The 25,544-nt window shown below is 73.5% G+C and carries 24 protein-coding genes and 1 tRNA gene; 15 read left to right on the top strand and 10 right to left on the bottom strand.

The annotated features are described in order from the left end of the window. Positions 1 to 26: 26 nt before the first annotated feature. The gene (locus J2X64_RS00190) at positions 27 to 920 is read right to left on the bottom strand and encodes a patatin-like phospholipase family protein (protein ID WP_310147908.1); all 894 of its coding nucleotides are present in this window, start codon (positions 918 to 920) and stop codon (positions 27 to 29) included. A gap of 123 nt (positions 921 to 1,043) precedes the next feature. Here J2X64_RS00190 and J2X64_RS00185 point away from each other — a divergent pair, with 123 nt between their 5' ends. The 4 genes from J2X64_RS00185 to J2X64_RS00170 are packed head-to-tail and all read left to right on the top strand — an operon-like array spanning position 1,044 to position 4,706. Continuing rightward, on the top strand, positions 1,044 to 2,015 hold the full coding sequence (locus J2X64_RS00185) for an ABC transporter ATP-binding protein (protein ID WP_310147903.1): 972 nt from the start codon (positions 1,044 to 1,046) through the stop codon (positions 2,013 to 2,015). Further along, on the top strand, positions 2,012 to 2,827 hold the full coding sequence (locus tag J2X64_RS00180) for an ABC transporter permease (protein ID WP_310147901.1): 816 nt from the start codon (positions 2,012 to 2,014) through the stop codon (positions 2,825 to 2,827). Before J2X64_RS00185 ends, J2X64_RS00180 begins: the two co-directional genes overlap by 4 nt. Positions 2,828 to 2,880: 53 nt before the next feature. After that, positions 2,881 to 4,101 (top strand): sensor histidine kinase, encoded by a 1,221-nt coding sequence (locus J2X64_RS00175; RefSeq protein WP_310147898.1) that lies wholly within the window; start codon positions 2,881 to 2,883, stop codon positions 4,099 to 4,101. Continuing rightward, positions 4,098 to 4,706 carry a response regulator transcription factor gene (locus tag J2X64_RS00170; protein ID WP_310147895.1) on the top strand — a complete coding sequence of 203 codons (609 nt, stop codon included), beginning with the start codon at positions 4,098 to 4,100 and terminating at the stop codon, positions 4,704 to 4,706. The genes J2X64_RS00175 and J2X64_RS00170 overlap by 4 nt, the downstream gene beginning before the upstream one ends. Positions 4,707 to 4,724: 18 nt before the next feature. Here the strand turns inward: J2X64_RS00170 and J2X64_RS00165 are convergent, their stop codons facing one another. Next, positions 4,725 to 5,558, bottom strand: a complete 834-nt coding sequence (locus tag J2X64_RS00165) for a sulfurtransferase (RefSeq protein WP_310147892.1) — start codon at positions 5,556 to 5,558, stop codon at positions 4,725 to 4,727. A gap of 38 nt (positions 5,559 to 5,596) precedes the next feature. On the opposite strand from J2X64_RS00165, the gene dusB reads away from it, so the two are divergent. Continuing rightward, positions 5,597 to 6,802 (top strand): tRNA dihydrouridine synthase DusB, encoded by a 1,206-nt coding sequence (gene dusB, locus J2X64_RS00160; RefSeq protein ID WP_310147889.1) that lies wholly within the window; start codon positions 5,597 to 5,599, stop codon positions 6,800 to 6,802. Positions 6,803 to 6,904: 102 nt separating this feature from the next. On the opposite strand, the gene J2X64_RS00155 is transcribed toward dusB, so the two are convergent. Both J2X64_RS00155 and J2X64_RS00150 read right to left on the bottom strand, forming a co-directional pair. Next, positions 6,905 to 7,465: a type 1 glutamine amidotransferase domain-containing protein gene (locus tag J2X64_RS00155; protein ID WP_310147886.1), complete on the bottom strand. Its 561-nt coding sequence runs from the start codon at positions 7,463 to 7,465 to the stop codon at positions 6,905 to 6,907. A gap of 56 nt (positions 7,466 to 7,521) precedes the next feature. Continuing rightward, the gene (locus tag J2X64_RS00150) at positions 7,522 to 8,952 is read right to left on the bottom strand and encodes a PLP-dependent aminotransferase family protein (RefSeq protein ID WP_310147883.1); all 1,431 of its coding nucleotides are present in this window, start codon (positions 8,950 to 8,952) and stop codon (positions 7,522 to 7,524) included. An 80-nt stretch (positions 8,953 to 9,032) separates the two neighbouring features. On the opposite strand from J2X64_RS00150, the gene J2X64_RS00145 reads away from it, so the two are divergent. The 3 genes from J2X64_RS00145 to J2X64_RS00135 are packed head-to-tail and all read left to right on the top strand — an operon-like array spanning position 9,033 to position 12,291. Continuing rightward, positions 9,033 to 10,364 carry an amino acid permease gene (locus J2X64_RS00145; protein WP_310147881.1) on the top strand — a complete coding sequence of 444 codons (1,332 nt, stop codon included), beginning with the start codon at positions 9,033 to 9,035 and terminating at the stop codon, positions 10,362 to 10,364. Next, complete coding sequence (locus tag J2X64_RS00140; protein WP_310147877.1) at positions 10,291 to 11,037, top strand: YdeI/OmpD-associated family protein; 747 nt, start codon at positions 10,291 to 10,293, stop codon at positions 11,035 to 11,037. Before J2X64_RS00145 ends, J2X64_RS00140 begins: the two co-directional genes overlap by 74 nt. A gap of 24 nt (positions 11,038 to 11,061) precedes the next feature. Beyond that, complete coding sequence (locus J2X64_RS00135; protein ID WP_310147875.1) at positions 11,062 to 12,291, top strand: deoxyguanosinetriphosphate triphosphohydrolase; 1,230 nt, start codon at positions 11,062 to 11,064, stop codon at positions 12,289 to 12,291. A 146-nt stretch (positions 12,292 to 12,437) separates the two neighbouring features. On the opposite strand, the gene J2X64_RS00130 is transcribed toward J2X64_RS00135, so the two are convergent. Genes J2X64_RS00130 through J2X64_RS00120 form a run of 3 tightly spaced genes read right to left on the bottom strand, consistent with a single transcriptional unit; the run spans position 12,438 to position 16,057 of the window. Beyond that, a complete protein-coding gene (locus tag J2X64_RS00130) occupies positions 12,438 to 13,472 on the bottom strand; it encodes an ABC transporter ATP-binding protein (protein WP_310147872.1) in 1,035 nt (344 codons plus the stop codon). Further along, positions 13,469 to 15,025, bottom strand: coding sequence for an iron ABC transporter permease (locus J2X64_RS00125; protein ID WP_310147871.1), 1,557 nt, complete (start codon positions 15,023 to 15,025; stop codon positions 13,469 to 13,471). Before J2X64_RS00125 ends, J2X64_RS00130 begins: the two co-directional genes overlap by 4 nt. Continuing rightward, positions 15,026 to 16,057 (bottom strand): iron ABC transporter substrate-binding protein, encoded by a 1,032-nt coding sequence (locus tag J2X64_RS00120; RefSeq protein ID WP_310147868.1) that lies wholly within the window; start codon positions 16,055 to 16,057, stop codon positions 15,026 to 15,028. Between the two features lie 143 nt (positions 16,058 to 16,200). Between J2X64_RS00120 and J2X64_RS00115 the strand changes: the two genes are divergently transcribed. The 7 genes from J2X64_RS00115 (at position 16,201) to J2X64_RS00085 (ending at position 22,891) form a co-directional block, all read left to right on the top strand. Next, the gene (locus tag J2X64_RS00115; protein ID WP_310147865.1) at positions 16,201 to 18,093 is read left to right on the top strand and encodes an arabinofuranosyltransferase; all 1,893 of its coding nucleotides are present in this window, start codon (positions 16,201 to 16,203) and stop codon (positions 18,091 to 18,093) included. A gap of 93 nt (positions 18,094 to 18,186) precedes the next feature. Continuing rightward, positions 18,187 to 20,124, top strand: coding sequence for a DNA primase (gene dnaG / locus J2X64_RS00110; RefSeq protein WP_310147862.1), 1,938 nt, complete (start codon positions 18,187 to 18,189; stop codon positions 20,122 to 20,124). Then, positions 20,124 to 20,660: a hypothetical protein gene (locus J2X64_RS00105; protein WP_310147859.1), complete on the top strand. Its 537-nt coding sequence runs from the start codon at positions 20,124 to 20,126 to the stop codon at positions 20,658 to 20,660. Before dnaG ends, J2X64_RS00105 begins: the two co-directional genes overlap by 1 nt. Positions 20,661 to 20,748: 88 nt before the next feature. Next, positions 20,749 to 20,821: transfer RNA gene (locus J2X64_RS00100), tRNA-Asn, on the top strand. 129 nt (positions 20,822 to 20,950) lie between these two features. Beyond that, entirely contained in the window at positions 20,951 to 21,484 is a 534-nt protein-coding gene (locus tag J2X64_RS00095) for a hypothetical protein (protein ID WP_310147856.1), read from the top strand. Continuing rightward, positions 21,471 to 22,094: an RNA polymerase sigma factor gene (locus J2X64_RS00090; RefSeq protein ID WP_310147853.1), complete on the top strand. Its 624-nt coding sequence runs from the start codon at positions 21,471 to 21,473 to the stop codon at positions 22,092 to 22,094. The genes J2X64_RS00095 and J2X64_RS00090 overlap by 14 nt, the downstream gene beginning before the upstream one ends. Positions 22,095 to 22,117: 23 nt before the next feature. Next, positions 22,118 to 22,891 carry a hypothetical protein gene (locus J2X64_RS00085; RefSeq protein WP_310147850.1) on the top strand — a complete coding sequence of 258 codons (774 nt, stop codon included), beginning with the start codon at positions 22,118 to 22,120 and terminating at the stop codon, positions 22,889 to 22,891. Positions 22,892 to 23,043: 152 nt separating this feature from the next. Here J2X64_RS00085 and J2X64_RS00080 read toward each other — a convergent pair whose 3' ends face one another. From J2X64_RS00080 to J2X64_RS00070, 3 genes are all read right to left on the bottom strand, one after another. Next, positions 23,044 to 23,934 (bottom strand): amino acid ABC transporter permease, encoded by an 891-nt coding sequence (locus J2X64_RS00080; protein ID WP_310147848.1) that lies wholly within the window; start codon positions 23,932 to 23,934, stop codon positions 23,044 to 23,046. Further along, positions 23,931 to 24,602 (bottom strand): amino acid ABC transporter permease, encoded by a 672-nt coding sequence (locus J2X64_RS00075; protein ID WP_310147845.1) that lies wholly within the window; start codon positions 24,600 to 24,602, stop codon positions 23,931 to 23,933. Before J2X64_RS00075 ends, J2X64_RS00080 begins: the two co-directional genes overlap by 4 nt. A 99-nt stretch (positions 24,603 to 24,701) precedes the next feature. Further along, a complete protein-coding gene (locus J2X64_RS00070; protein WP_310147842.1) occupies positions 24,702 to 25,541 on the bottom strand; it encodes a glutamate ABC transporter substrate-binding protein in 840 nt (279 codons plus the stop codon). Between the last annotated feature and the right edge of the window lie 3 nt (positions 25,542 to 25,544).

Genomic DNA, 25,544 nt, shown 5'->3' with positions numbered 1-25,544 from the left:
GCGGGGAGGTGGCACGCGGACGGGCCTCACTTCCAGAGTGCTGCCAGCTCCGCGGCCAGGGCTCGTCCCTGCTCGTGTCCTCCGCGGGCGGCCTGCGGCCGGGTGGAGGGGTCGAGGGCGTTGGCGTCGAAGACGGCCCCTGCCGCGGCGTCGGGGAAGACCGTCTCGACTCGGCTGCCCGCCTCCCGCAGCTCGCGGACCTGCGTCGCGAGGTCCATGCCCCAGGCCGCCGGCATCCGCGACCTGCCGCCGAACGGTGACAGCACGAGCACGCGCTCGCACCCAGCGGCGAGGTCGGCGTTCTCGCTGCGCCGGTAGCCGCCGTTGAGGTACCAGCTCTCGCCGATGCGGTACGGCGTCATCGCCGAGGTGCTGGCGGCGACGGCGTCGACCAGGTCGACGCCGCTGTCGCGGTCGAAGACGACCGGCTCACCGGTGCGGGCGTCGACGGCCGCGATGAGCACCCGCCGGTCGGGCCACCGGCTGCCCGGCAGCCGGGAGGCGACGACGTCGCGCCACCGGGACGTGCCCGAGTCGTCGGCACTCATGCGCCCGAGCGCCGCCGCGCCCATCCGGCGCCTCATGTCGGCCGGGTCCGATGCCGCGGCGATGACGTCGTTCGACCAGTCCAGGTAGGCGCTTCCCGTGACGCCCCGGGCGGGGCCGGACCCCCGGTCCGGGCCAACGGGCCCGTCCCGGCCCGGGGACCGGGAGGGCGCCGACTCGGCGAGGACGGCGGCATACAGCTCGGCGAGCGGGGAGCCGCTCGTCACCTGGGCGGCCACGGTGGACCCGGCCGACGTGCCGATGACGACGTCGGCGTCGGTCACGTCGAGACCTGCGTCGGCGAGGCCGGCGAGCAGGCCGAGCTCCCAGGCGTTGCCGGCCGCTCCGCCGCCGGCCAGGACGAGTGCGCGCATGCGAGGCATTGTGCCCCGGACGGGGTGCCTGACAGACGGCCGGGAGCCGGCTGACAAAGGTCACGGGGAGCTCGTGACGCGTGTGTGGCGCCCGTCGTGCCGGCTCCGGGCACGCTTCCTGCCATGACACAGACGCAGACACGCGCGGCCGCGCCGACCACCGGGGTGCCGGCGGTCCGGCTCGCGGGCCTGGCGAAGAGCTTCGGCAGCGTCCGTGCCGTACGGGGGATCGACCTCACCGTGCGGCCGGGCGAGATCGTCGCCTTCCTCGGCCCCAACGGCGCGGGCAAGACCACCACCATCGACATGATGCTCGGGCTGTCCCGCCCGGACGGCGGCACCGCCGAGGTGTACGGCATGGACCCGCAGGCCGCGGTGCGCCACGGCCTCGTCTCGGCCGTCATGCAGACCGGGGGGCTGCTCAAGGACCTCACCGTCGCCGAGACCCTCCGCCTGACCGCCAGCCTGTTCAGCGACACGCGGCCGGTCGAGGAGGTGCTGGCCCGGGCGGGCATCACCGAGATCGCCGATCGGCGCGTGGTCAAGTGCTCCGGCGGCCAGCAGCAGCGCCTGCGCTTCGCCATGGCCCTGCTGCCCGACCCCGAGCTGCTGGTCCTGGACGAGCCGACGACGGGCATGGACGTGACCGGACGCCGGGACTTCTGGGCGGCGATCCGCGAGGACGCCGAGCAGGGACGCACCGTCATCTTCGCGACGCACTACCTCGAGGAGGCGGACGCCTACGCCGACCGCATCGTGCTAGTGAGCCAGGGCCAGGTCGTGGCCGACGGGACGGCGGCCGAGGTGAAGTCCCTCGTCTCGGGCCGTACCGTGCGAGCGACCCTGCCCGAGGCGGATGTCGCTGTGCTGCAGGCGATCCCGGGCGTCGAGACCGTCGAGGTCCGGGGCGACTCGGTCCTGGTGGCGTCCACCGACAGCGACGCCGTCGCCCGGCACCTGTTGACCCACACGGCCGCCCGCGACCTCGAGATCACCTCTCGCGGTCTCGAGGACGCCTTCATCTCCCTCACCGCCGAGCCGGCCGCCGAGGCCGGCCCCGCGGCCGGCCAGACCACCGAAGGAGCGCGCCGATGAGCGCCACCGCCTCGACCCCCAGCACGACCTCGACGGTCGCTGCCGTCCCGCAGCGGACCGTGCCGCCCCTGGGGGGCTTCAACGCCACGCTGCTGCGGCTGGAGGTCCGCCGCATGCTGCGCAACCGCCGCACCGTGATCTTCTCGGTCGTCATGCCGGTGCTGTTCTTCCTGATCTTCGGCACCGGCAAGTCCTACTCGAACCAGGACGCGGGCCACGGCAACGTCGCCGCGTTCATCATGTTGTCGATGGCGCTGTACGGCGCCATGCTCTCCACCACCGGCGGCGGGGCGATGGTGGCGGTCGAGCGCAGCCAGGGGTGGAGCCGCCAGCTGCGGCTCACCCCGCTGACGTCCACGGCATACATCGCCGTCAAGGTGCTCGTCGCGATGCTCCTGGGCGCCACCTCGATCGTCGTGACGTATGCCGCGGGAGCGCTCAGCGGCGCGCACATGGACTCCCAGCTGTGGCTGGAGACCGGCCTCATCGCCTGGGTCGGGTCACTCGTCTTCGCGGCGTTCGGGGTGTTCATGGGCTACCTGCTGCCGAGCGAGAACGTCATGCAGATCATCGGGCCCGGGTTGGCGCTGTTCGCCTTCCTCGGCGGGCTGTTCGTGCCGCTGGACCAGATGGGTCACACGTTCGCGACGATCGCCAAGCTCACCCCGATGTACGGCCTGAGCCAGCTGGTCCACTCCCCGCTGACCGGCGACAGCCCCGGCACCGCGGCCGTCGTCAACGTGCTCGTCTGGCTGGCGGTGTTCGCGGGAGGCGCGGCGTGGCGGTTCCGCCGCGACACGGCGCGGGTCTGATCTCGGCCGCGCTGCGTACGCTCACGGCCCCCGACTCTGAGAGGCTGGGGGTCGTGAGCGAACGCACGGGTGCTGCGGACTTCGCGGAGCCGCGTCCACGGTTCTTCGCGGGGGACGAGACCGCAGGCTGGCGGGCCCGCCTCGGGGCCCTGCTGCTCGGTGGGGTCTGGCTGGTTTTCCTGTCCGACGCGTACACGCAGGCCTGGGCCAAGCGGGACGAGCCGCGTGCCGACGGCGGCCTCATCATCCTGACCGCGTTCGTCGTGCTGTACCTGCTCAGCTTCAGCCACCTGCGGTCGGCGGTATGGGGCACGCGGTTCGTCGCGCCCGCAACCCGCTGGTACGTCAGCCGGCTCGCCCTCGTCTACTGGGCCGGGCTGGCAGTGCTCGCCGCCCTCGCCACGGTCACGATCGGCCAGGAGGGCGCCTCGACGTGGGTGTTCCTCGCGGTCTCTGGGCTGTGGACCTTCCGGATCCGGGTGGGGCTGTGCATCGGCCTGGTCCTGGTGGCGGTGTACGAGTTCCTGACCTTCCACCTGCACGGGTGGAACCACAACCCCGGCATCAGCATGTCGATCGTCCTGGCCATGCTCGCGGTCACCGGCGGGATGCTCGCGTCGCAGCGGCAGCGGGCGCTCGCCGAGGCACGCGAGGAGAACGCCCGCCTGGCCATCCAGGAGGAGCGCAACCGGATGGCGCGCGACGTCCACGACATCCTCGGCCACAGCCTCACCGTCATCACCGTCAAGGCCGAGCTCGCCGCGCGGCTGCTCGAGGTCAGCCCCGAGCGGGCGCAGGCCGAGGTCGAGGACCTCGAGCGGCTCGCGCGCGACGCGCTCGCCGACGTCCGCCAGGCGGTGGCCGGCTTCCGGGACATGTCGCTGCCGGCCGAGCTCGCCCGCGCCCGGTCCTCGCTCGCCTCCGCCGGGATCGAGGCCGAGCTGCCGAACTCGACGGAGGCGGTGCCGACGCGGCTGCGCGAGCTGTGCGCCTGGGCCCTGCGCGAGGGCGTCACGAACGTCATCCGGCACAGCGGCGCCACGACCTGCACGGTGACGCTCACCGAGCGCGGCATCACCGTCGCCGACGACGGTGCCGGCACCGGCGCTGGACAACCCGGCACGGGCCTCATCGGCCTCACCGAGCGCGCGGCCGCCGTCGGTGCCTCCCTGCGCACCCGTCGCCTCTCGCCCCAGGGCTTCGAGCTCTCGGTGCTGGCAGCCGACGGGCTCGACCAGACCCGAACACCCCGACCGGACAAGGTGGATGCATGACGATCCGACTGCTGCTCGCGGACGACCAGGCGCTCGTGCGTGGCGCCCTGGCCTCCCTGCTCGGGCTGGAGCCCGACATGGAGGTGGTCGCGGAGGTGGGCACGGGCGACGAGGTCGTGCCCGCGGCCGTCACGAGCAACCCGGACGTCGCGCTCATCGACGTGGAGATGCCCGGGCTCGACGGCATCGCCGCCACCGCCGCGCTCCACGACGCCCTGCCGGCGGTGCGTGTGCTCATCGTGACCACCTTCGGGCGGCCCGGGTTCCTGCGCCGGGCGCTGCAGGCCGGGGCGAGCGGGTTCGTCGTCAAGGACACGCCCGCCCGACAGCTCGCCGAGGCCGTGCGCCGCGTGCACTCCGGGCTGCGGGTCGTCGACCCCTCGCTGGCGGCCGACTCCCTCGCAGGTGGCGAGTCGCCCCTGACTGCCCGGGAGACCGAGGTGCTCATCGCGGCCCGCGGCGGCGGCTCGGTGGCCGACATCGCGCGGCAGGTCATGCTGTCGGAGGGGACGGTGCGCAACCACCTGTCCTCGGCGATCGGCAAGACGATGGCCCGCAACAGGGCGGACGCCGTGCGGATCGCCGACGAGTACGGCTGGCTCTGAGAAGCGGGGTGACCGGGGTCAGTCGCCGGTCGCCACGGGGCGGGTCGGGTCGGTGATCCAGTCGCTCCAGGACCCGACATAGAGCGCAGCCTCGATCCCCGCCTCGTGCAGGGCCAGCACCTCGTGGGCTGCCGTGACGCCGGACCCGCAGTACACGCCGACCTCGACGCCGTCGCGGACTCCGTTGTCGGAGAACAGCTTCCGCAGCGCTTGAGGCGGCAGGAAGCGCCCGTCCGGCTGGGCCGTGGTCGTCGTGGGCAGGTTCGCCGCACCCGGCACGTGACCGGCCACGGGGTCGATCGGCTCGGTCTCGCCGCGGAACCGCTCGGCAGCGCGCGCGTCGAGCAGCAGGCCGTCGCGGGCCACCCGGGCCGCCCCGTCGGCATCGAGCACGGACAGCTCGCCGTCGAGCCCGGCCTCGAACGTCCCGGCGCCCGGCTCGGGGACCTCGGTCGTGACGGGGCCACCCGCGCGCTGCCAGGCGGCCAGGCCGCCGTCGAGGACGCGCACGTCCTGCGCCCCGAAGTGGCGCATGACCCACCAGGCCCGCGCCGCGGCATACGAGGGGCCCTGGTCGTAGACCACGACGCAGGAGGCGTTGTCGGCGCCGCACCGGCGCAGGGCCTCCTGCACCGCGTGGCCGGTGGGCATGGGGTGGCGGCCCCCGGGACCGGGCGGGCCGGCTAGCTCGGCGTCGAGGTCGACGTGGTGGGCGGCCGGCAGGTGGGCGGCCTCGTACAGGTCGCGCCCGGGCGGCCCGCCGGACCCCGACAGGCTCCACTGGACGTCGACGAGGACCAGACCCTCGAGTCCCTCCTCCAGGAGGGCCTCGGCGGACACGAGCGCGCGCATTCGGCCATCCAACCAGCAGGTGGGACACTGGTGCGGCCATGACCGTCACCACCGCACCGAACGCCGTCCTGCCGCCGCTCCAGATCGGGCGGCACACCATCGAGTCCCCGGTCGTGCTCGCACCCATGGCGGGCATCACGAACCGCGCCTTCCGCAAGCTGTGCCGCGAGTACGGCGAGGACGGGCTCAGCCGCGGGGGAGCCAGCGGCTCCACGTCGCTGTACGTCAGCGAGATGATCACCTCCCGCGCCCTCGTCGAGCGCACCCCGGAGACGATGCGGCTCATCGAGCACGACCCGGAGGAGCACCCGCGCTCCATCCAGCTCTACGGCGTCGACCCGGCCACCGTGGCCGCCGCCGTCCGGATGCTCGTCACCGAGGACCGCGCCGACCACATCGACCTCAACTTCGGCTGCCCGGTCCCCAAGGTCACCCGCAAGGGCGGCGGCGCCGCCCTGCCGTGGAAGCGCGACCTGTTCGAGGGCATCGTCACGGCCGCGGTCCGCGAGGCCGAGCCGTATGCCGTGCCGGTCACCGTCAAGATGCGCAAGGGCATCGACGACGACCACCTGACCTACCTCGAGGCCGGTCTCACCGCCGAGCGGGCGGGAGTCGCCGCCGTGGCACTGCATGGGCGCACGGCGTCGCAGGCGTACTCCGGCGAGGCCGACTGGACCGCGATCGCCCGTCTCAAGGAGACCGTGCGGTCGATCCCGGTGCTGGGCAACGGCGACATCTGGTCGGCGGAGGACGCCGTGCGCATGGTCGAGGAGACGGGCTGCGACGGCGTCGTGGTGGGACGCGGCTGCCTCGGGCGGCCGTGGCTGTTCACCGACCTGGCCGCGGCCTTCGCCGGCAGCCCGGTGCGGGTGCAGCCGACGCTGGGCGAGGTCACGGCGACGCTGCGCCGGCACGCCGTCTACCTCGTCGACTTCTACGACGACGAGCTCAAGGCCTGCCGCGACATCCGCAAGCACATCGCCTGGTACCTCAAGGGGTTCCCGGCCGGGTCCACCGTCCGCAACTCGCTGGCCCTGGTCGACTCGCTCGAGTCGCTGGACGAGCTGCTGGCGACCATGGACGCCTCGGCCCCGTGGCCGGGCGAGCCCGCCGAGGGACAGCGCGGCCGGGCCGGGTCGCCGCGCGTCGTCGCCCTTCCCGACGGCTGGCTGTCGAGCCGCGAGCTGAGCGCCGACCACCGCCGCGCGGTGGCGGAGGCCGAGCTGTCGGTCTCGGGCGGCTGAGCTCCAGACCATAGGGGGCGCCCGCCGGCAGCCCCAGTCCTTGAGCGATCGCAGCGGCCAGAACCGCTGCGATCGCTCAAGGACCGCCGGGACAGAGACCGGTCAGGCGTTCTGTGCGGCCGCTCCGTGGCTGAGCGCCTCGAGCAGGGCGTCGTTGAACGCCGGGATGTCGTCCGGGTTGCGGCTGGTGATGAGGTTGCCGTCCTGGACGACCTCCTTGTCGACCCACTCGCCACCGGCGTTGCGGATGTCGGTCTGCAGGCTCGGCCACGAGGTCAGCGTGCGGCCCTGGACGACGCCGGCCTCGACCAGCGTCCACGGTGCGTGGCAGATGGCCGCCACCGGCTTGCCGCTGGCAACGAAGTCGCGGACGAAGCCGACTGCGGTCTCGTCGGTGCGCAGCGCGTCGGGGTTGGCGACGCCGCCGGGCAGGACGAGGGCGTCGTAGTCGTCGACGGAGGTGTCGCCCACGGCGGTGTCGACCGGCCGGGTCTCGGCCTTGTCCAGGTGGTCGAAGGTCTGCACCTCACCCGTCTCGGGGGACAGCAACTTGGGGGTGGCTCCGGCCTGCTCGACGGCCTTCCACGGCTCGGTCAGCTCCACCCGCTCGATGCCCTCCTTGGCGACGAGGAAGGCCACGGTCTTTCCACTCAGGTCTGTCATGACTCCACCCTCCGTCGGGCTCTGGGACCTCGCAATCCGGGGAGCCGTGGCCGGTGTCACAGCACCCCGGCGAGCCGCTCGACGGCCTGCTGCATCTGCCCGGCCTGCACCCGACGGAAGCCCATGGCCAGGCCGGGGCGGGTGCCCGACCGGCGGAAGCGCGGCGACACCGGCTCCACCGTCACGCCGGCCCTCGACGCCGCGGCGGCCAGCTCCACGTCGGACCGCCCCGTGTCGCCCAGCCAGGCGCAGACGTGCAGCCCGGCCGAGGACGGCACCACCTCGAGCGTCCCCTCCGGAAGGGCGTCCAGCGCCGCGAGCAGGGCCGCACGGCGCTCGGCATACAGCGCGGTCACGCGACGCACGTGGGGGGCGAGCAGCCCCTCGGAGAGGAAGCGCGAGAGGGCGCCCTGGGTGACGGCGTCGCCCTGCCAGTCGCTGAGCAGCTTCGCGGCCCGCACGGCGTCCTGCACCGACCGCGGCGCGATGACGTACCCGACCCGCAGCGACGGCATCAGCGTCTTGGAGAAGGACCCGACGTAGACCACCCGGCCGTCGCGGTCGAGGCTCTGCAGGGGTGCGAGCGGCCTGTCCTCGTACCGGAACTCGCTGTCGTAGTCGTCCTCCACGATGACACTGTTGCGACGGGATGCCCACTCCAGCAGGGCGATCCGTCGCCGCAGCGACATCACGGCACCGGTGGGGAACTGGTGCGACGGCGTGACGTAGACCAGCCTCGCGCGGCGTGGCATCGCGTCGACGACCAGGCCCTCCTCGTCGACCGGGACGCCGATCACCGTCGCACCGTGCGATGCGAACAGCCGCACCGCGGCGGTGTAGCCGGGGTCCTCGACGACGACCACGTCGCCGGGCTCGACGAGCGCCCGGGTGACGACGTCGAGGCCCTGCTGGGCGCCACCGGTGAGGACGACGTCGTCCGGCCCTGCTGCCACGGAACGGGACTGGCCGACGTGCCGCGCGACCTCCCGCTGCAGGTCCGGGTGGCCCCCGCCCGCGTAGGCCGACGCCTGGAGCAGCGACGGCCGCAAGGTGGCGGAGACGAGCCGGCGCCAGGTGGCGAGCGGGAAGAGGCTGGTGTCCGGGCCGCCCACCGACAGGTCGAACCCGACCGGGGTGGCGTCGAGGACGGGCGGCGGCAGCGACGACCAGACCTCGCGCGGCCGCACCTCCCCGGCCGGGGCCCGGCGCGAGCGGCGCGGCTGCACCTCGGGCGCCACGTACGTGCCCGAGCCGACGCGGCTCTCCAGGAACCCCTCCGCCGCGAGGCGGTCGTATGCCGTCGCGACGGTCCCGCGCGCCACCCCCAGCCGGGCGGCGAGCTCGCGGGTCGGGGGGAGCCGGTCCCCGGGGGACAGGCGCCCGTCGAGGACCGCGTCGAGCAGGGCCCGGTACAGCCGCACCGTGCGGTCCCCGCCCGAGCGCAGGTCGCCACCCGGGTCGCGGCCGAGGTCGAGGTGCAGCTCCATGGCGCCACCGTAGATTGGCCCAAATGACCTGCCAAGGGTTGGCCCTTCTGACAGGTCCAATGCGTGGGCACGATCGACCCATGAGCACACGCCTGTCCGTCCCCCAGGGGGCTGCCCTGTCCATCGGTGCCGTCCTGGGGACGGGGGTCATCACGCTGCCCGCGCTCGCCGCCGGGATCGCCGGCCCGGCGTCGCTGGTCGCGTGGCTGGCGCTCGTGCTCCTCAGCGTCCCGCTGGCGCTCACCTTCGCGGCGATGGGTGCGCGCTTTCCGGACAGCGGTGGGGTCTCGACCTACGTGGGCCGTGCCTTCGGGACCCGGGCGGCGGGGGCCGTCGGGTGGTGCTTCTACTTCGCGATCCCCGTCGGCGCACCGCCGGCCTCGCTCATGGCCGGCGGCTACGTCGCCGACGCGGTCGGGGGCGGTCGCCGGACGGCCGTCGTCGTGGCGGCCGCGCTCATCGGGGGAGTGGGCCTGGTGAACGCTGCCGGCCTGCGCCTTTCCGGCCGGGTCCAGCTCGTCCTCACCGGGGTCCTCGCCACGCTCATGGTCGTGACCGTGGCGGCAGCCCTGCCGCACGCCCGCTGGGACCACCTCACGCCCTTCGCCCCGCACGGCTGGGCCGCCGTGGGCACCGCCGCGGCCCTGCTCGTGTGGGGGTTCGCCGGGTGGGAGGCCGTCGCGTCCCTCGCCGGCGAGTACCGCACACCGCGGCGCGACGTCCCCCGCGCCACCGGCATCGCGATCGTCGTCGTGGGCGTCCTCTACCTCGCGCTCGCGGCGACCAGCCTGCTCGTGCTGGGCCCGGCGACGGCGCGCAGCGAGGCCCCGCTGTCCGACCTGCTGGCGGCAGGGGTGGGCGGCTCGGTCCGCATCGTCACCGCCCTCGTCGCGGTGCTGCTCACGATCGGAGCGATGAACGCCTACTACGCGGGCGGCTCACGGCTGGGGGCCGCCCTCGCGCGTGACGGCGCCCTCCCCGTCGCGCTCGCGCGCGGCAGCGGTCCGGGCGAGGTGCCGCGGCGCAGCCTCGCGCTGGTGGCGGGCCAGTCGATGGCGTGGCTCGTCGCCGCCGAGGTGCTGCACCTGGGCCTGACGCCCCTGATGCTGATGGCGACCGGCTGCTTCACCCTCGTCTACGTGCTCGGCACTGCTGCGGCCGTCCGCCTCCTCCCGCGGGGTGGCGCCGCCTGGTGGACGGCTGTCGTCGCCCTCACCTCCGTGCTGGTGCTGCTCGTCATGAACGGCTGGCACGTCGCCTGGGCCCTCGGCGTGGTGGTCGCCTCGCTCGCCTGGCAGGGCGCTGCCGCACGTCGGCGCCGCGTGGCACCCTTGCGCCATGGCACGGCGCTACGCGGCGGGGACGCCGGGCGGGACCCCGGAGAGACCTGCGACGTTCTTCAGCGGGCCTGAGGAGTTCCGGGCCTGGCTCGAGGCCCACCACGAGAGCGAGACCGAGCTCTGGATGGGGCTGCACAAGAAGCACGTCACCGAGCGCGGGCTCCTGTGGGAGGAGGCCGTCGTCGAGGCGCTGTGCTTCGGCTGGATCGACTCGGTGGCGCAGCGGGTCGACGAGGACACCACGCGGCAGCGCTGGACCCCACGCAAGCCGGGCAGCACCTGGTCGCAGATCAACATCGCCGCGGTCGAGCGCCTGACGGCCGAGGGGCGGATGAGGCCGGCCGGCCTCGCGGCCTACGCCAGGCGGCGCGAGGACCGCTCGGGCACCTACTCCTACGAGGGCGACGAGCGCGAGCTCGACCCCGCCCACGCCGCGCAGCTCGCCTCCGACCGCGCCGCCTCCGCGTTCTGGCACGCGGCGACGCCGTCCTACCGCCGGGTCGCAGTCCACTGGGTCACCAGCGCCAAGCAGCAGGCCACGCGCGACAGGCGCATGGCGCAGCTCGTGGCCGACAGCGCCGCGGGCAGGCTCATCGGCCCGCAGCGGTACGGCGAGCAGCCAAAGTGGGTCGAGCGGGCGGCGCAGGCGGCCAGGGCGGCGTCGGCGGCCGGGTCCGCGACGGCTGCGGACTCCGGGTCCGCGACGGCCGCGGGCGATGGGGCCGGGGCGGCGGGCGACGCCTGAGCCGGCGGGATCTAGGCTCGGCCCGTGGGGTACACCGAGGCCGACCGGGAGCGCTGGGTCCGCGAGGACCCCGTGACCAAGCGCGCCGACCGCGACGACTTCGCCCGCGACCGCGCCCGGCTGGTGCACTCCGCCTCGCTGCGCCGCCTCTCGGCCAAGACGCAGGTCCTCCAGCCCGGTGACGACGACTTCGTGCGGAACCGACTGACCCACTCCCTGGAGGTCGCGCAGATCGGGCGCGAGTTCGGCGCCGCCCTCGGCTGCAGCGCCGACGTCGTCGACACCGCCTGCCTCGCCCACGACCTCGGTCACCCGCCCTTCGGCCACAACGGCGAGCAGGCGCTGGACGCGGTGGCGGCCGGCATCGGCGGGTTCGAGGGCAACGCCCAGACGCTTCGGCTGCTCACCCGGCTCGAGCCCAAGCGGGTGCACCCCGACGGACGGCCGGCCGGGCTCAACCTCACCCGCGCGAGCCTCGACGCGTCCACCAAGTACCCGTGGCCCTGCGGCCAAGGTCCTTCCGGCACAACCAAGTTCGGTGTGTATGCCGACGACCTGCCGGTCTTCGAGTGGTTCAGGGGGGACCGGCCCCCGGGTCGCCGCTGCATCGAGGCCGACGTCATGGACTGGTCGGACGACGTCGCTTACTCGGTGCACGACGTCGAGGACGCGGTGGCCTCCGGCCGGCTCGACCTGCGCCGGCTGCGCGACGCGACCGACGTCGACAGCGTGCTCGCGGTCGCGACCGGCCTCTACGCCGCCGACCTCGGGACCGACGCCCTCGGGGCCGCGCTGGAACGGGTGCTGGCCACCGGTGCGGTGCCCGCGGCATACGACGGCTCGCGAGCGGACCTGGCAGCCCTCAAGGACATGACCTCGCGGCTCATCGGGCGGTTCGTCCTCGCGGTGGAGCGTGCCACGCGCGAGCGGCACGGCGACGGCGACCTCACGCGGTACGACGCCGAGCTGGTGGTCCCTGACGACACCCGGGCGGAGTGCGCCGTCCTCAAGGCGGTGGCCGCGCACTTCGTGATGCACGCGCAGGAGCGGCTCGACGTGCTGGCCGGGCAGCGCGAGGTCGTGCGCGACCTCGTGGCGGCCTACCTGGCCGACCCCGTCGGCCGGCTCGACCCGGACCTGCTCGCCGACTGGAAGGAGGCGCCCGACGACGGCGCCGCGCTGCGGGTCGTCGTCGACCAGGTCGCCTCGCTCACCGACGTGCGCGCCCTGGCCCTGCACGCCGCCTGGAGCTGAGCTCGGCCGAAACGCTTGCGGGGGCGCCACTGGGCCGTCGGCTGACCTTCCGCCCCGCCCGGTGCCGTTCGTGGCACCGGGGCCACGAACGGCGGTGCGAACGGCCTGGTGGCGACCGTTCGTGGCGTCAGCGCCGCGGACGGCGGTCAGCCGGCGAAGGCGCGCGCCTGGCCGACGACCGCGAGGCCGACGATCGACCCGGCGGGCGGGACCTCGTGGCCGTTGACCCGCGCGGTGACGACCGTGCGGTCGGCCTGCAGGCGGAGGGCGACGAGGGCGTCGTGGCCGAAGTAGGTCGTGGAGACCACCTCGGCGCAGGGGATGCCCGGCGACATGGTGCGCAGCTGGATCTGCTCGGGGCGCAGCAGCACGTCCACGGTGCCGGCCGGCGCGGGCTGGTGCACCGGAAGGGTGCCGAGGGCGGTCACGACGGAGGTGCCGTCGGCCCGCCCGCGCAGGAACACCGCGTCGCCGAGGAAGGCGGCCGCGTGCCGGTCGGTCGGGGTGGCGTACACCTGCGACGGCGTCCCCACCTGGGAGAACCGGCCCTCGTGCATGATCGCGACCTGGTCGGCGAACGACAGCGCCTCGGCCTGGTCGTGCGTGACGAGGACGACCGTGATGTCCTCGTGGGCAAGGGCGTCCGACACCGCCTCGCGGGTCGTGGCGCGCAGCCCGGCGTCGAGCGAGGAGAACGGCTCGTCGAGCAGGACCAGCGTGGGCTTGCGGGCCAGCGCCCGGGCGAGGGCGACGCGCTGCTGCTGGCCGCCCGAGAGCTGGTCGGGCCGGCGGGCCGCGAGGTCGGGGGTGAGGCCGACGAGCTCGAGCAGCTCGGCCACGCGCTCGCCGGCGCGGCGGGCCGCCCGCGGCAGGCCGTAGGACACGTTCTGCCCCACGGTGAGGTGCGGGAAGAGGTTGCCCTCCTGCGCGACGTAGCCGATGCCCCGTCGCTCGGGGGCCACCCAGCGGCCGGGGCCGACCACGACGGTGTCGCCGAGCGTCACCGTGCCCTCGTCGGCGGGCTGGAAGCCGGCGATGACGCGCAGCAGCGTGGTCTTGCCGCAGCCCGACGGCCCGAGGATGGCCGTCGTCGTCCCGGACGGCACCTGCAGGTCGAGGCCGTGCAGGACGGGCCGGCCGTCGTAGGACGCGGCCACCCCCTCGATGCGCAGCGTGGTCACAGTGCAGGCTCCTCGTCGTTCCGTCGCAGCAACAGGTAGGTCAGGGGTGCGGACACGAGCACCAGCGCCGCGGCATACGGTGCTGCGCCCGCGTAGTCGATGCTCTCACTCGCGCTCCAGAACGCCGTCGCCAGCGTCTGCGTGCCCGTCGGCGCGAGCAGGAGGGTCGCGGTGAGCTCGGTCGACGTCGCGATGAACACCATCGCGAAGCCGGCCAGCACACCCGGCGCGGTCAGCGGCAGCGTCACCCGCAGGAAGGCGCGCATCGGCCGGTCGCCGAGTGCCCGCGCCGCGTCGGTGAGCTCCTCGGGCGCCTGCGCGAGCGAGGCGCGGATGCTCACCATCGCGCGCGGGATGAAGAGCACGACGTATGCCGCGACGAGCACCGCCGCGGTCTGGTAGACCGGCCGGGCGTACCGGACGGCGAGGGTGACCAGGGCGAGGGCGATGACCACCCCGGGCAGCGACGACGCCACGTAGGTGGCGCGCTCGACGAGCACCGACAGCCACGAGCGCCTGCGGGCGATGAGCCACGCCACGGGGAAGGCCGCCACGACCGAGACCAGGCCGGCCAGGATCGCCAGGCGCAGCGTGCCCCACAGCGTCGAGACGAGCTCGGCCGGGTCGAAGGTGCTCTCGGTCAGGCCGCCGGAGCCGGCGCGGAACCAGTAGACGAGGCTGCCGAGCGGCACGCCGAGCGCGAGGACCGTCAGGAGCGCCATGCCGGCGAGGGCGGGCACGGTCCAGCGGCCGAGGCGTGCGGGCAGGGCCCGGCGGGTGGTGCCGCGGCCGAGACGGGCGTACCGCGTGGTGCCGCGCAGCAGCTGCTCGGCGGTCAGGAGAGCCAGGCACAGGGCGATGAGCACGAGCGCCAGCAGGCTGCCGGCGGAGTTGGAGAACGCCACCTGGAACTGCTCGAGGATCGCGGTCGTGAACGTCGGGAACCGCAGCATCGCCAGCACGCCGAACTCGGACAGCAGGTGCAGCGACACGAGCAGCATCCCGCCGAGGGCCGCCGGCCGGAGCTGGGGGAGGACGGCCCGGAAGAACGCGCGCCACGGGCCGAGGCCGAGCGAGCGCGCCGAGTCCTCGAGCGACTGGTCGAGCCCGCGCAGCACCGCCGCCACGGGCAGGAACACGAACGGGAAGTACGACAGGGTCGTGACGAGGACGGCCCCGTTGAGCCCCTGGAGGTCGGGACGCACGGTGACCCACGCATACGAGTTGACGAAGGCGGGCACGGCGAGCGGCGCCACCATGAGCACCCGCCAGAACCGGGCCCCCGGCAGCGAGGTGCGCTCGACCAGCCAGGCGGTCGCGATCCCCAGCACCGTGGTGAGGGCGACCGTGCAGACCACGAGGCCGGCGGTGTTGCGCAGCAGCTCGCCGACGCGCGGGCGCCACAGCAGGTTCCACGCCGCCGCCGGCCCGACGTCGAACGCCTTGACGACGACCACCACCAGCGGGACGACGCACAGCGCCGCCACGGCCAGGGCCGCGACGGTGACTGCTGCGGGGGTCGGTCCCGCGACGGGGCGAGGGGAGCGGGCCACCTAGAGGATGCCCGCCTGGGTCATGAGCTCGATGACCTTGGGGCCGTTGAGCGTGTACGGGTCGACCTTCGGGGCCTCGAGGCTGTCCAGCGGCTCGAGCGCCTTGTCCGAGGCCACCCCGTTGCCGACGGCGTACTCCTTGGCGTCACTGGTGGCGAGCATCTCCTGGCCCTCCTTGCTCGTGACGAAGGCGAGGAACTTCTGGGCGTTGGCCGCGTGCTTGCTCGACTTCAGGACGCCGCCGCCGGAGATGCTCACGAACGCGCCCGGGTCCTGGTGGCGGAAGTAGAGCAGCTTGGTGTTCTTGCTGCCGGCCTTGGTGAGCGCCTGGTCGCGGTACCAGTAGTAGTGGTACATGATCCCGACCGGGACCTGGCCGGCGTTGACGGCCTTCATCACGGCGATGTTGTTCTGGTAGACCTGCGCGCCGTCCTTGAGGCCCTTGAGCCAGGCGGCGGTCTTCTGCTCGCCCTGGGTCGCGAGGATGGCACTGACGATGGCCTGGAAGTCGGCACCGCCGGCCGCCGCGCCCCACTTGCCCTTCCAGGCCGGGTCGGCGAGGTCCATGATCGACTTCGGCAGCTGCGACTCGCTGATCTTGGAGGGGTTGTAGACGAGGACCGTCGAGCGCGCCGCGATGCCCACCCAGTCGTCGGTGCTGGGGTGGTAGCTCGACCCGACCTGCGCGATCGTCGCCGGGTCGACCTTGGCCAGCAGGCCGGCGTTCTGCACGGTCGTCATCGCGGGGGAGTTCTCGGTGAGGAACACGTCCGCCGGGCTCTTGGCCCCCTCCTGGACGATCTGCGAGCCCATCGAGGAGTCCGAGCCGTAGCGGATCTGGACCTTGATCCCGGTCTTCTCCTGGAACCTCTTCGCCCACGCCTGGGTGAGGTTCTCGTGCTGGGCGCTGTAGATGGTCAGCTTGTCCGGGTCGAGCGAGCCCTTGGCCTCGAGGCTGCCGCTGCCACAGGCCGTGAGGGCGAGGGCGGCGGTCGAGGCGAGGGCGACCAGGACGGTGCGGCGAGGGAGCACGCGGGTTCTCCAGACTCGGATCGGCTTGCAAAGGCAAGGCTTACCTTACCTTCGGCCGGGCGGACCTCCGAATCCGCCCGGGCGCCGGAGGGAGTGAATCGGGTCACCGCTCGGGCCGAGGGTGCCTCGGTTAGCCTCCGGGCATGACCGCGCCGGGACCGCTCCTCCAGCAGGGCGACGGCGCCGCCCCCTCCGCCGCCCGCTCAACGGTGCTGCTCGTGCTCGGGGCCGTGGCCTGCACCGCTGCAGCGCTGTTCGGCCACGCCGTCTACGTCGACCCCTTCAGCCTGCGGGGCCAGACGCTGCCACTCGTCGTGCTCGCGGCGGTGGGCCTGCTCGTCCTGCCGCTGGTGGTGCGGTCGCGACGGACCGGCCCCGACCTCGGGGCGCTGCTCGTCGCCGCCTGGGTCAGCTGGTTCGGGGCCAGCCAGCTGCACGGGACGCCGTTCCCGTACGGCGGCATGTCGGCCGACATCGCCCGGCTCACCGCCGCCGCGACCAAGTTCTCCGTGCACCTCGGATCGACCGACCTGCTCGTCAAGGGACTGCCGATCGAGTACCCGCCCCTGTTCCCCTGGGTGGTCGGGCGCGTGTCCGCCCTGACGGGGAAGCCGGCCTGGACGCTCGTCGGCGTCGCCTCCGTGGCCTTCTGCGGACTCGCCGTCCTCGTGGGGTACCTGCTGTGGGCCCGGGTGGTCACCGGACCGTTGGCGCTCGCGCTGTGCGCCCTGCCGGCGGCCGTCTACGGCGACCCGCGCAAGGCGCACGAGGTGGCTGCCCTGTCGGTCATGGTGCCCTGGGTGCTCGCCGGCCTGGCGCGCCTCGGTCGCGCCGCGACCCCTGCCCTGTCGTGGTGGGCCACCGGCATCGTCGGCGGCCTGCTGCTCACCGACTACCAGGCCTACCTCGTCTTCTCGGTGGCCGGACTGCTCGTCGTCGTGGTCCTCGGGCTGTGGCACGGGCCCCGCTGGCCGTACCTGCGGCACCTGGTGCTGGCGACGGTGACGGCGGTCCTCACCGCCTCGTGGTTCCTCGTCCCGTGGCTGTCGGACCTCCTGCGGCTCGGCGGCGACGGCAGCGCCGACCTCTTCGTGCCGTTCGAGATCCAGCGCGACCCGCTGCACCTGCCCTGGCACGGACCGGTCCAGGTCGGGGTGGTCCTGACCGGGGGCCTGCTCCTGCTCCTCTGGCACGCCCGGCGGAGTGACTGGGCCCGCGTGCTCCTGGCCGTCGCCCTGTCGGCCATGACGTACCGCTGGGTGATGCTGTGGCGCTACCACCGCACCGGGCACACCGGCTTCCTGCAGTACACCGACCGCCTCTACGACGGCGTGCTCGTGCTGGGGTTCGTCCTCGGGCTCGCGGCCTCGTGGCCCGCGGTGGCCGCCCGCTTCCGCCGGGGCGGGCGGGTCCCGGCTCGGCTGGCGGTCCTGCCCGGCGTCCCGGCCCTCGCCGCTGCGGCCGTCGTCGTGCTCGGGCTCGGGACCTACTGGGACGGGCAGCGCCTGGGTCACCCCGACACCCCGGACACGCCGAACTTCGCCCGGCTCGCACACGCGAGGCAGCTCCCGGACGGCGGCTGGCCGCGGTACAACGCCGAGGCCGGTCATAGCGCGACCATCCCGGCCGACCAGGTGCGCGCCGTCGTCGAGCGCGAGTACGGGCGGGGAGCCGTGCCGACGGTCCTCAGCTACGACGAGTCGCTGTCGAGCTACTTGCCCTGGTACCAGTACATCGGTGTGGGCGCGAACTCCGCGAACTCGCTCGCGAACTGGCCGCACCGCGAGGCGGAGGTGTGGCGGCTCTCGGCGGTGCACGACCCGAAGGCGTTCGCCCAGGCGGCCACCCGGCTGGACGGTGGCTCCGTCGACGTGTTCGTGCTCAAGGGCGTGAACCGCTGGTTCATGTGGCGGGACGTGCGCTTCGAGAAGGGCCAGTTCGCGCAGCCGTGGTTCCACACGACGCTCGTCGGCGGCAACACGTGGGTGTTCACGCGCGTCGGGGCCCAGGTGGAGCACACGGCATACCCGCGCTGAGCCCGGTCGGGGACGCCACGGGGCCGGTGCTGTGGAACTGCCCACGCCCGCCCCGGGGCCACCACCTAGACTCGGCGGCGAACAGGAGGGCCAGTGGCGGGTCGGATCAAGACCGACGACATCGCGCTCGTGAAGGAGCGCTCGTCGATCGAGGACGTCGTGCGCGAGCACGTCACGCTGCGCCCGGCCGGCCCCGGCTCGATGAAGGGGCTGTGCCCCTTCCACGACGAGAAGACGCCGTCCTTCACCATCCGCCCGGCCGTCGGCGCGTGGCACTGCTTCGGCTGCGGCGAGGGCGGTGACGTCATCTCCTTCGTGCAGAAGGTCGAGCACCTCACCTTCACCGAGTCCGTCGAGCGGCTGGCGGGCAAGCTCGGTCTCGAGCTGCACTACGAGGAGGGCGGGCGCCCGCGCGACGGCGAGAGCCTGGGCCGCCGGTCCCGGCTGGTCGAGGCCCACCGCGCGGCGCAGGAGTTCTACCTCGAGCGGCTGCTGGAGTCGCAGGAGGCGCGCATCGGCCGCGACTTCCTGCGCGAGCGCGGCTTCGGTGGCGACGCGGCGCGCCGGTTCGGGGTCGGGTTCGCCCCTCGCGGCGGCGAGGAGCTGAGCCGCCACCTGCGGGCCAAGGGCTTCAGCGACGAGGAGCTCGTCCTCGGCGGGTTGTCCGGGCGGGGCAGCCGCGGCATCTACGACCGGTTCCGCGGGCGACTGGTCTGGCCGATCCGCGACATCACCGGCGACACCGTCGGCTTCGGCGCACGCCGGCTCTACGACGACGACCGGATCGCGGCGAAGTACCTCAACACCTCCGAGACGCCTATCTACAAGAAGTCGACCGTGCTCTACGGCCTCGACCTGGCGAAGAAGGCCATCGCGGCCGAGCGCAAGGCCGTCGTGGTCGAGGGCTACACCGACGTGATGGCGTGCCACCTGTCCGGTGTCGAGGGCGCGGTCGCCTCGTGCGGCACCGCGTTCGGCGTCGACCACATCAAGGTGCTGCGGCGGATCATGCGTGACGAGGCGGACCTCGCCCCGGCCCGGGTGGTCTTCACCTTCGACGGCGACGCCGCCGGGCAGAAGGCCGCGATGAAGGCGTTCGGCGAGGACCAGCGCTGGGCCTCCCAGTCGTTCGTCGCCGTGGCCGAGGGCGGAATGGACCCGTGCGAGCTGCGGATCGCGCAGGGCGACGACGCCGTGCGCCACCTCGTCGACGACGCCGTGCCGATGTTCGAGTTCGCCGTGCGCACCACCATCGCCCGGTTCGACATGTCGACGGCCGAGGGACGGGTGCAGGCCATGCGCGCGGCCGCGCCGATCGTGAACTCGATCCGCGACAGCTCGATGCGCCCGGAGTACGTCCGCACCGTGGCGGGGTGGATCGGCGTCGAGGTCGAGCAGGTGCAGGCCGAGGTCGCCCGGGCCGGACGCATCGCCGCCCGCGACGCCCAGAAGGACTCCGGCTCCGCGCCGAACCTCCCGGACGCGGACGCCGTCCCCGAGCCCTCGGAGCAGGAGGCGCGCGCGGCCCTGCCCCCGCCCGACCTGCGCGACCCGGTCGTCTTCGCCGAGCGCCAGCTGCTGCAGACCGTCCTGCAGTACCCCGGCAGCTTCTCGCCCGCCGACCTCGACGCCATCGAGCCGACGGCCTTCACCGCCCCAGCCCACCGTGCGGTCTTCGACGGCATCCGCGGCGCCGGCGGACCCCAGCCCGGGCTCTCGGCGAAGGCGTGGGCCGACCGGGTCACCGAGGCCGCCCCGCTGTCCGTGCGCGGCCTCGTCGCCGAGCTCGCCGTCGCCGAGCTGCCCACCCGGATGGACAAGGCCACCGGACTGCCCGAACGCCGCTACGTCGACGCGCTGCTCGTGCGCGTCCAGGAGGTCACCCTGACCCGCAAGATCGCCGACGCCATGTCCGCCATGCGCCGCATGGCGGCCGACCCGCACAGCGACCCCGCCAGGGCGCGGGCGCTCAGCGCCGAGCTGCAGGACCTCCAGCGCGAGCTGGCCCAGCTGCGCGAGAGGGCGTCGTGATGGCCCTGTCGCTGCGACGCCGGCCGCGGCTGGCCCCCGGCGTCCGCTCCGCGCTCGAGCTCGGCGCGGGGGAGCGCGTCCTGTCGTGGGGCGAGGAGGAGGGCACCGGCACCACCGTCGTGGCCACCAACCACCGCGTGTATGCCGTGGCGGCCGGCGACGGGGGCAGCCGGCCCGCTGGGGTGGCCCTGCGCCGCCCCTGGCACGAGGTCGACGCCGGCACCTGGTCGTCCGAGCTCGGCCAGCTGACGGTGACGTGGGTCGACGGGGCGCGGCCCACGCAGTGGACGCTGGGGGTGACGTCGATGGTGCCCGAGACCGTCAGGGAGCGCGTCCAGGCCAGCGTGGTGCTCACGCACCGGGTCGACCTCGGTCGTCGGCGCACGGCTCGGGCGGTGATCCGCCAGGAGCTCGCGACCGGCGCGCTCGTCGAGCAGGTGCTCCTCGGCAAGGGCACCCCGGCCTCGGACGAGGAGGTCTCGCAGGCCGCCGAGGCGGCCCTCGCGTACCTCCGTGAGCAGGTCGGCCTGGGCTGACCGGGACGGGGTCCGCCCCGTTTTCAGAACCGCGCGCATCCTTTGCTATGGTTGCGCAGCGCTGAGGGCGGGATGCCGCCGAAGCCATTCCCCCGTAGCTCAATTGGCAGAGCATTCGACTGTTAATCGAAGGGTTGTTGGTTCGAGTCCAACCGGGGGAGCAGACAGAGGACCCACCACCGAGTGGGTCCTCTTCTTTTGTGCCCCGGCCGCGTAACCTCGTGCCGCCCGCTGACGATGACCGCTCGTGAACGGTCCGAAACGGACGCCACCGCAGGAAAGGTCCCCCCATGCCCGCACTTCCCCGTACTCTCGCCGGCCGTCGCCGGGTGTATGCCGCGGTGGCCGTGGCCGCCGTGTGCGTCGCCGGAGCAGCCGCGACGGCAGCGACGGCCTCGCCGTCGCACCTCTCCCACCAGCAGGTCAGCGTGACGCCCGCCGGTGCGAGCACCACGCAGGCGCCCGAGCCGACCGAGACCGAGAGCCCGGAGCCCACTGAGACGGAGACGCCCGAGCCCACTGAGACGGAGAGCCCGGAGCCCACGGAGACGCAGGCGCCCGAGCCCACCGAGACCGAGAGCCCGGAGCCGACGAGGACAGAGGCGCCCGAGCCCACCGAGACCGAGAGCCCGGAGCCCACGAGGACAGAGGCGCTCGAGCCGACGCAGTCGGGTGAGGACTCGTCCGACCACCAGGGTGAGGACCAGTCCGACCACCAGGGTGAGGACCAGTCCGGCGAGGACTCCACCTCGGGCGACCAGGGCGACCACCACGACGGCGAGGAGGGCGGCGACGGCCAGTCCGACGGTGGTGACCACAGCTAGCGGGTCGAGCACGGCGGTGGGTCGCACGGCGGCCCACCGCCCCCGCACGACCGCGTCCGGCTCCGACGGGTCGGCCGACGACGACCTCGCGGCCGCCGCCCGGGGCGACCAGGCGGCGCTGCGGCGGATCTACGAGGACCTCGCCCCTGCCGTCCACGGCTACCTGCGCGGCCACGGGGCGCCGGAGCCGGAGGATGCGACGAGCGAGGTGTTCCTCGCCGTCTTCACCCGTCTCGACACCGTCGTGGGCGGCGCGGAGGGCCTGCGGACACTGGTCTTCTCCGTGGCCCACGCCCGCCTCGTGGACCAGCTCCGCCGCGTCGCGAGGAGGGCGCCGTCCCTTCCGTACGAGCAGGCGCGCGACGACCGGGTCGCGCCCTCCGCGGAGGAGGTCGCCCTGCGGCGCGACGGCGTCGCGCGGGTCGAGTCGGTCCTGGCCGGCCTGCCGGGCGACTACCGGGACGTCGTGCTGCTGCGCGTCGTCGCGGACCTCGGTGTCGCCGCGACGGCCACGGTGATGGGCCGTTCGGAGGGTGCCGTGAAACAGCTGTACCGGCGCGCGCTGCTGGCCCTGCGCGACGTCGTGGGGGACGAGGGGGTAACCGGATGACCCGGTCGGACGATGACGCAGACGTGACAGGCAGGAAGGAGGACCTCGTGGAGCCCACCGGCGACGCCGCGCTCGAGGAGTTCCTCCTGCGCGTCCACGAGCTCGGGACGGGACCGGCGCCCGCGCCCAACGCCCGGCTGGCGGCCGTGCTCGGCGCTCCCGCGCCGGCCCGCGTGCGACGCCTCGCTCCCCGGACCGTGGCGGGCGCGACCGCCCTGGGTGTCGCCACCCTCCTCGGCACAGGCTGGGCTGCCGCTGCCGCGGACCAGCTCCCCGCGCCGGCCCAGCGAGCGGTGGCGCGGCTGACGGCAGGCTGGCTCCCCGGCATACCGCACCCGGAGGACCAGCGGACCGGTGCCGGGACGTCGCCCTCCGCGGTCCTGCCCGTCCCGACGACCACGACGCTGCCCGTGCCGACGAGCGACGACCCGACGGGCGACGCGAGCCGGCCGCCGGTGCGGCAGTCGGTGGCCCCGGCCCGACCGGGTGGCACGAGGAGCGACGACGCCGAGGGCCAGGACGGCGGGGACCGGGACGGTTCCACCTCGCAGGACAGGGACGGGGAGGACCAGGAGTCCAGCAGTCCCAGCCCTTCCGGCACCCGGACGACGTCCGACGACGGCCGGGACGACGACAGCGGGACGGGCGGCGGCTCGCAGGCGGGCGCGACCGACGACTCGACGAGCGCGACCGGCGACGGTGCGACCGACACCAAGGACGACGGGGACGGCGGCGGCTCGGGCGGTTACCACGACGGGTCGAGCACCAGCTCAGGCGGCCAGGCCGGCGACGGCTGAGGCCCGCTGGCCACCCGCCGTCAGGGCGGGGCCCCGGGAAGTCCCCTGCCTCCCGGGGTCCCGCCGTGACGGTGCGGGGCGCGGCACCGTCCCCGGGAGGACGGTGTGGGGCACGGCACCGTCCCCGGGAGGACGGCGCCGGGGCGCCCGCCTCAGCGCGTCGGTACCGGAGCGGCTGCCTCGTCGACCTCGCCGTCGGCCGGACCCGCCGCGTGCAGGGTGGTGCGGCCCCGGCGCGACAGCCGGCGCTCGACGGAGACGGCCAGCCGGGACAGCGAGTAGTTGATGACGATGAAGATGATCGCCGCGACGATGTAGGCGGGGACCGTGTTGGCGAAGTTCGAGCCGGTGATCTTCGCCGCCGACAGCAGCTCGGCGTACGTGATCTGGTAGCCGAGCGCGGAGTCCTTGAGCACCGTGACGAACTGGCCGATGAGGGCCGGGAGCATGGCCGTGAGGGCCTGGGGGAGCTGGATCGAGCGCAGCACCTGGCCGGGGGTCAGGCCGATCGCCAGTCCCGCCTCGCCCTGGCCCTTGGGCAGTGAGTACACGCCGGAGCGCACCAGCTCGGCGATGACCGAGCCGTTGTACAGCGTCAGGCCCGTGACGACCGCGGCCAGCGGGTTGACGTCGTTCGCGAAGATGCCGCTGGTCGTGTAGACGCCGAAGGCGAAGATCATCATGATCAGCACCGGCACGGCGCGGAAGAACTCGACGACGACGCCGCACACCCAGCGGACCGGCGCCACGGTGGAGAGCCGGCCGATGCCGAACAGCAGGCCGAACAGTCCCGCGAGGACGATCGAGACGGCGGCAGCCTTCAGCGTCCCCAGCACGCCGGGCAGCAGGTAGTCGCGCCAGATCGCCCGGTCGGTGACGAACGGCTCCCACATGAAGCCCTGGAGCTGGTCGGCCGCGGCCATCTTGCGCAGTGCGATGTAGAGGCCACCGAGCAGCAGGACCAGGCCGAGGACCGCCAGCAGCGCGTGCCGGCGACGGGCGCGGGGCCCGGGGGCGTCGAAGAGGACGGACTGGGCGCTCATCGCTTCACCGCCAGGCGACGCGACATGTTCGTGAAGGCGAGCCCCACCGGGAGGGTGAGGATGACGAAGCCGATCGCGAACGGCAGGAACACCTCGAGGCCACTTCCCTTGTTGTCGATGACGACCGACATGAGGTTGGCCGCCTCACCCACACCGATGACTGCGGCCACGGTCGTGTTCTTGGTCAGCGCGATGATCGTCGAGCCGATGGGGGCGATCGAGCCGCGGAACGCCTGGGGCAGCAGCACCTCGCGCATGCTCTGGCCGAAGGTCAGCCCGATGGAGCGCGCGGCCTCAGCCTGGCCGACCGGGATGGTGTTGACGCCCGAGCGCAGCGCCTCGCAGATGAAGGCGCCGTGGTAGACCGACAGCATCACGACGGCCCAGCGGAAGGCGTTGGTCTTGACCACGTTCGCGTCGAGCTGGATGCCCAGGATGTACGTCAGGCCCAGGATGCTGAACACCATGAGCAGCGTCAGCGGCATGTTGCGGAAGACGTTGACGTACCACGTGCCCAGCAGCCGCAGGATGCGCACCGGGGACAGCCGAAGGACCGCGATGATCGTGCCGAGGACCAGGGAGCCGATCGTGGACAGGACGGCGAGCTGGATGGTCACCCAGAACGCCTTGAGGATGTCGTCGCCGTACGTGGCGAGGATGTCACCCATGCGTGCAGCCTTCCGTTGCCGTGGGGTTGCCGAGCGCGTGCCGCGGTGTGCCGCCCGCTCCGGGGAGCGGGCGGCACATCCTCAGCGCGGTGGTGCCGGTCAGGAGCAGGCGTCCTGCTTCGGCGGGTTGAGCGCGGTGTCGACCTTGAACCCGGCCGGGCCCAGGTTGTCGTCGACGGCCTTCTGCCAGTCGCCGGAGTCGATCATCTTCTTGAGCGCTGCGTTGATCTTCTCGCAGGTGGCGGTGTCGCCCTTCTTGATCCCGATGCCGTAGCGCTCCTCGGAGAAGGTCTTGCCGACGACCTTGAGCTTGCCCTTGTACTGGTCCTGCGCGGCGTAGCCGGCGAGGATCGTGTTGTCGGTCGTGAGGGCGTCGACGCCCTTGGAGACCAGCGCCGCGACGCACTCGGAGTACGTGCCGAACTCCTGCAGCTGCACGCCCGGGTACTTGGCCTTGACCTTCTGGGCCGAGGTCGAGCCGGTGACCGAGCAGAGCTTCTTGCCGGTGAGGCTGTCCGGGCCGGTGATCGAGGAGTCGTCGGCGCGCACGAGCAGGTCCTGCCCGGCGATGAAGTACGGCCCGGCGAAGGAGACCTTCTCCTTGCGCGCGTCGGTGATCGAGTAGGTCGCGACGACCATGTTGACCTGGCCGGTCGAGATGAGGGTCTCGCGCTGGGCCGACGGGGCCTGCACCCAGGTGATGTCCTTCTCGGAGTGTCCGAGCTCCTTGGCGACGTACTTGGCGACGTCGACGTCGAGGCCGGTGTAGTCCGAGCCCTTCTTCAGGCCGAGGCCGGGCTGGTCGAACTTGATGCCGATCTTGAAGCCGCCACCACCGCCTCCGCCGCTGCCTCCGTCCTTCGCGCTGTCACCGCAAGCGGCCAGCGCGAGCGCGAGCACCGATGCGGCGGCAACCGCGCCAATCTGGCGAACCTTCATGTG

Origin of the sequence: Phycicoccus sp. 3266 (assembly GCF_031456495.1) — a bacterium.
GTDB lineage: Bacteria > Actinomycetota > Actinomycetes > Actinomycetales > Dermatophilaceae > Pedococcus.
Note: the sequence above shows the minus strand (reverse complement) of the source record. Positions and strands in the feature narration are given on the sequence as shown.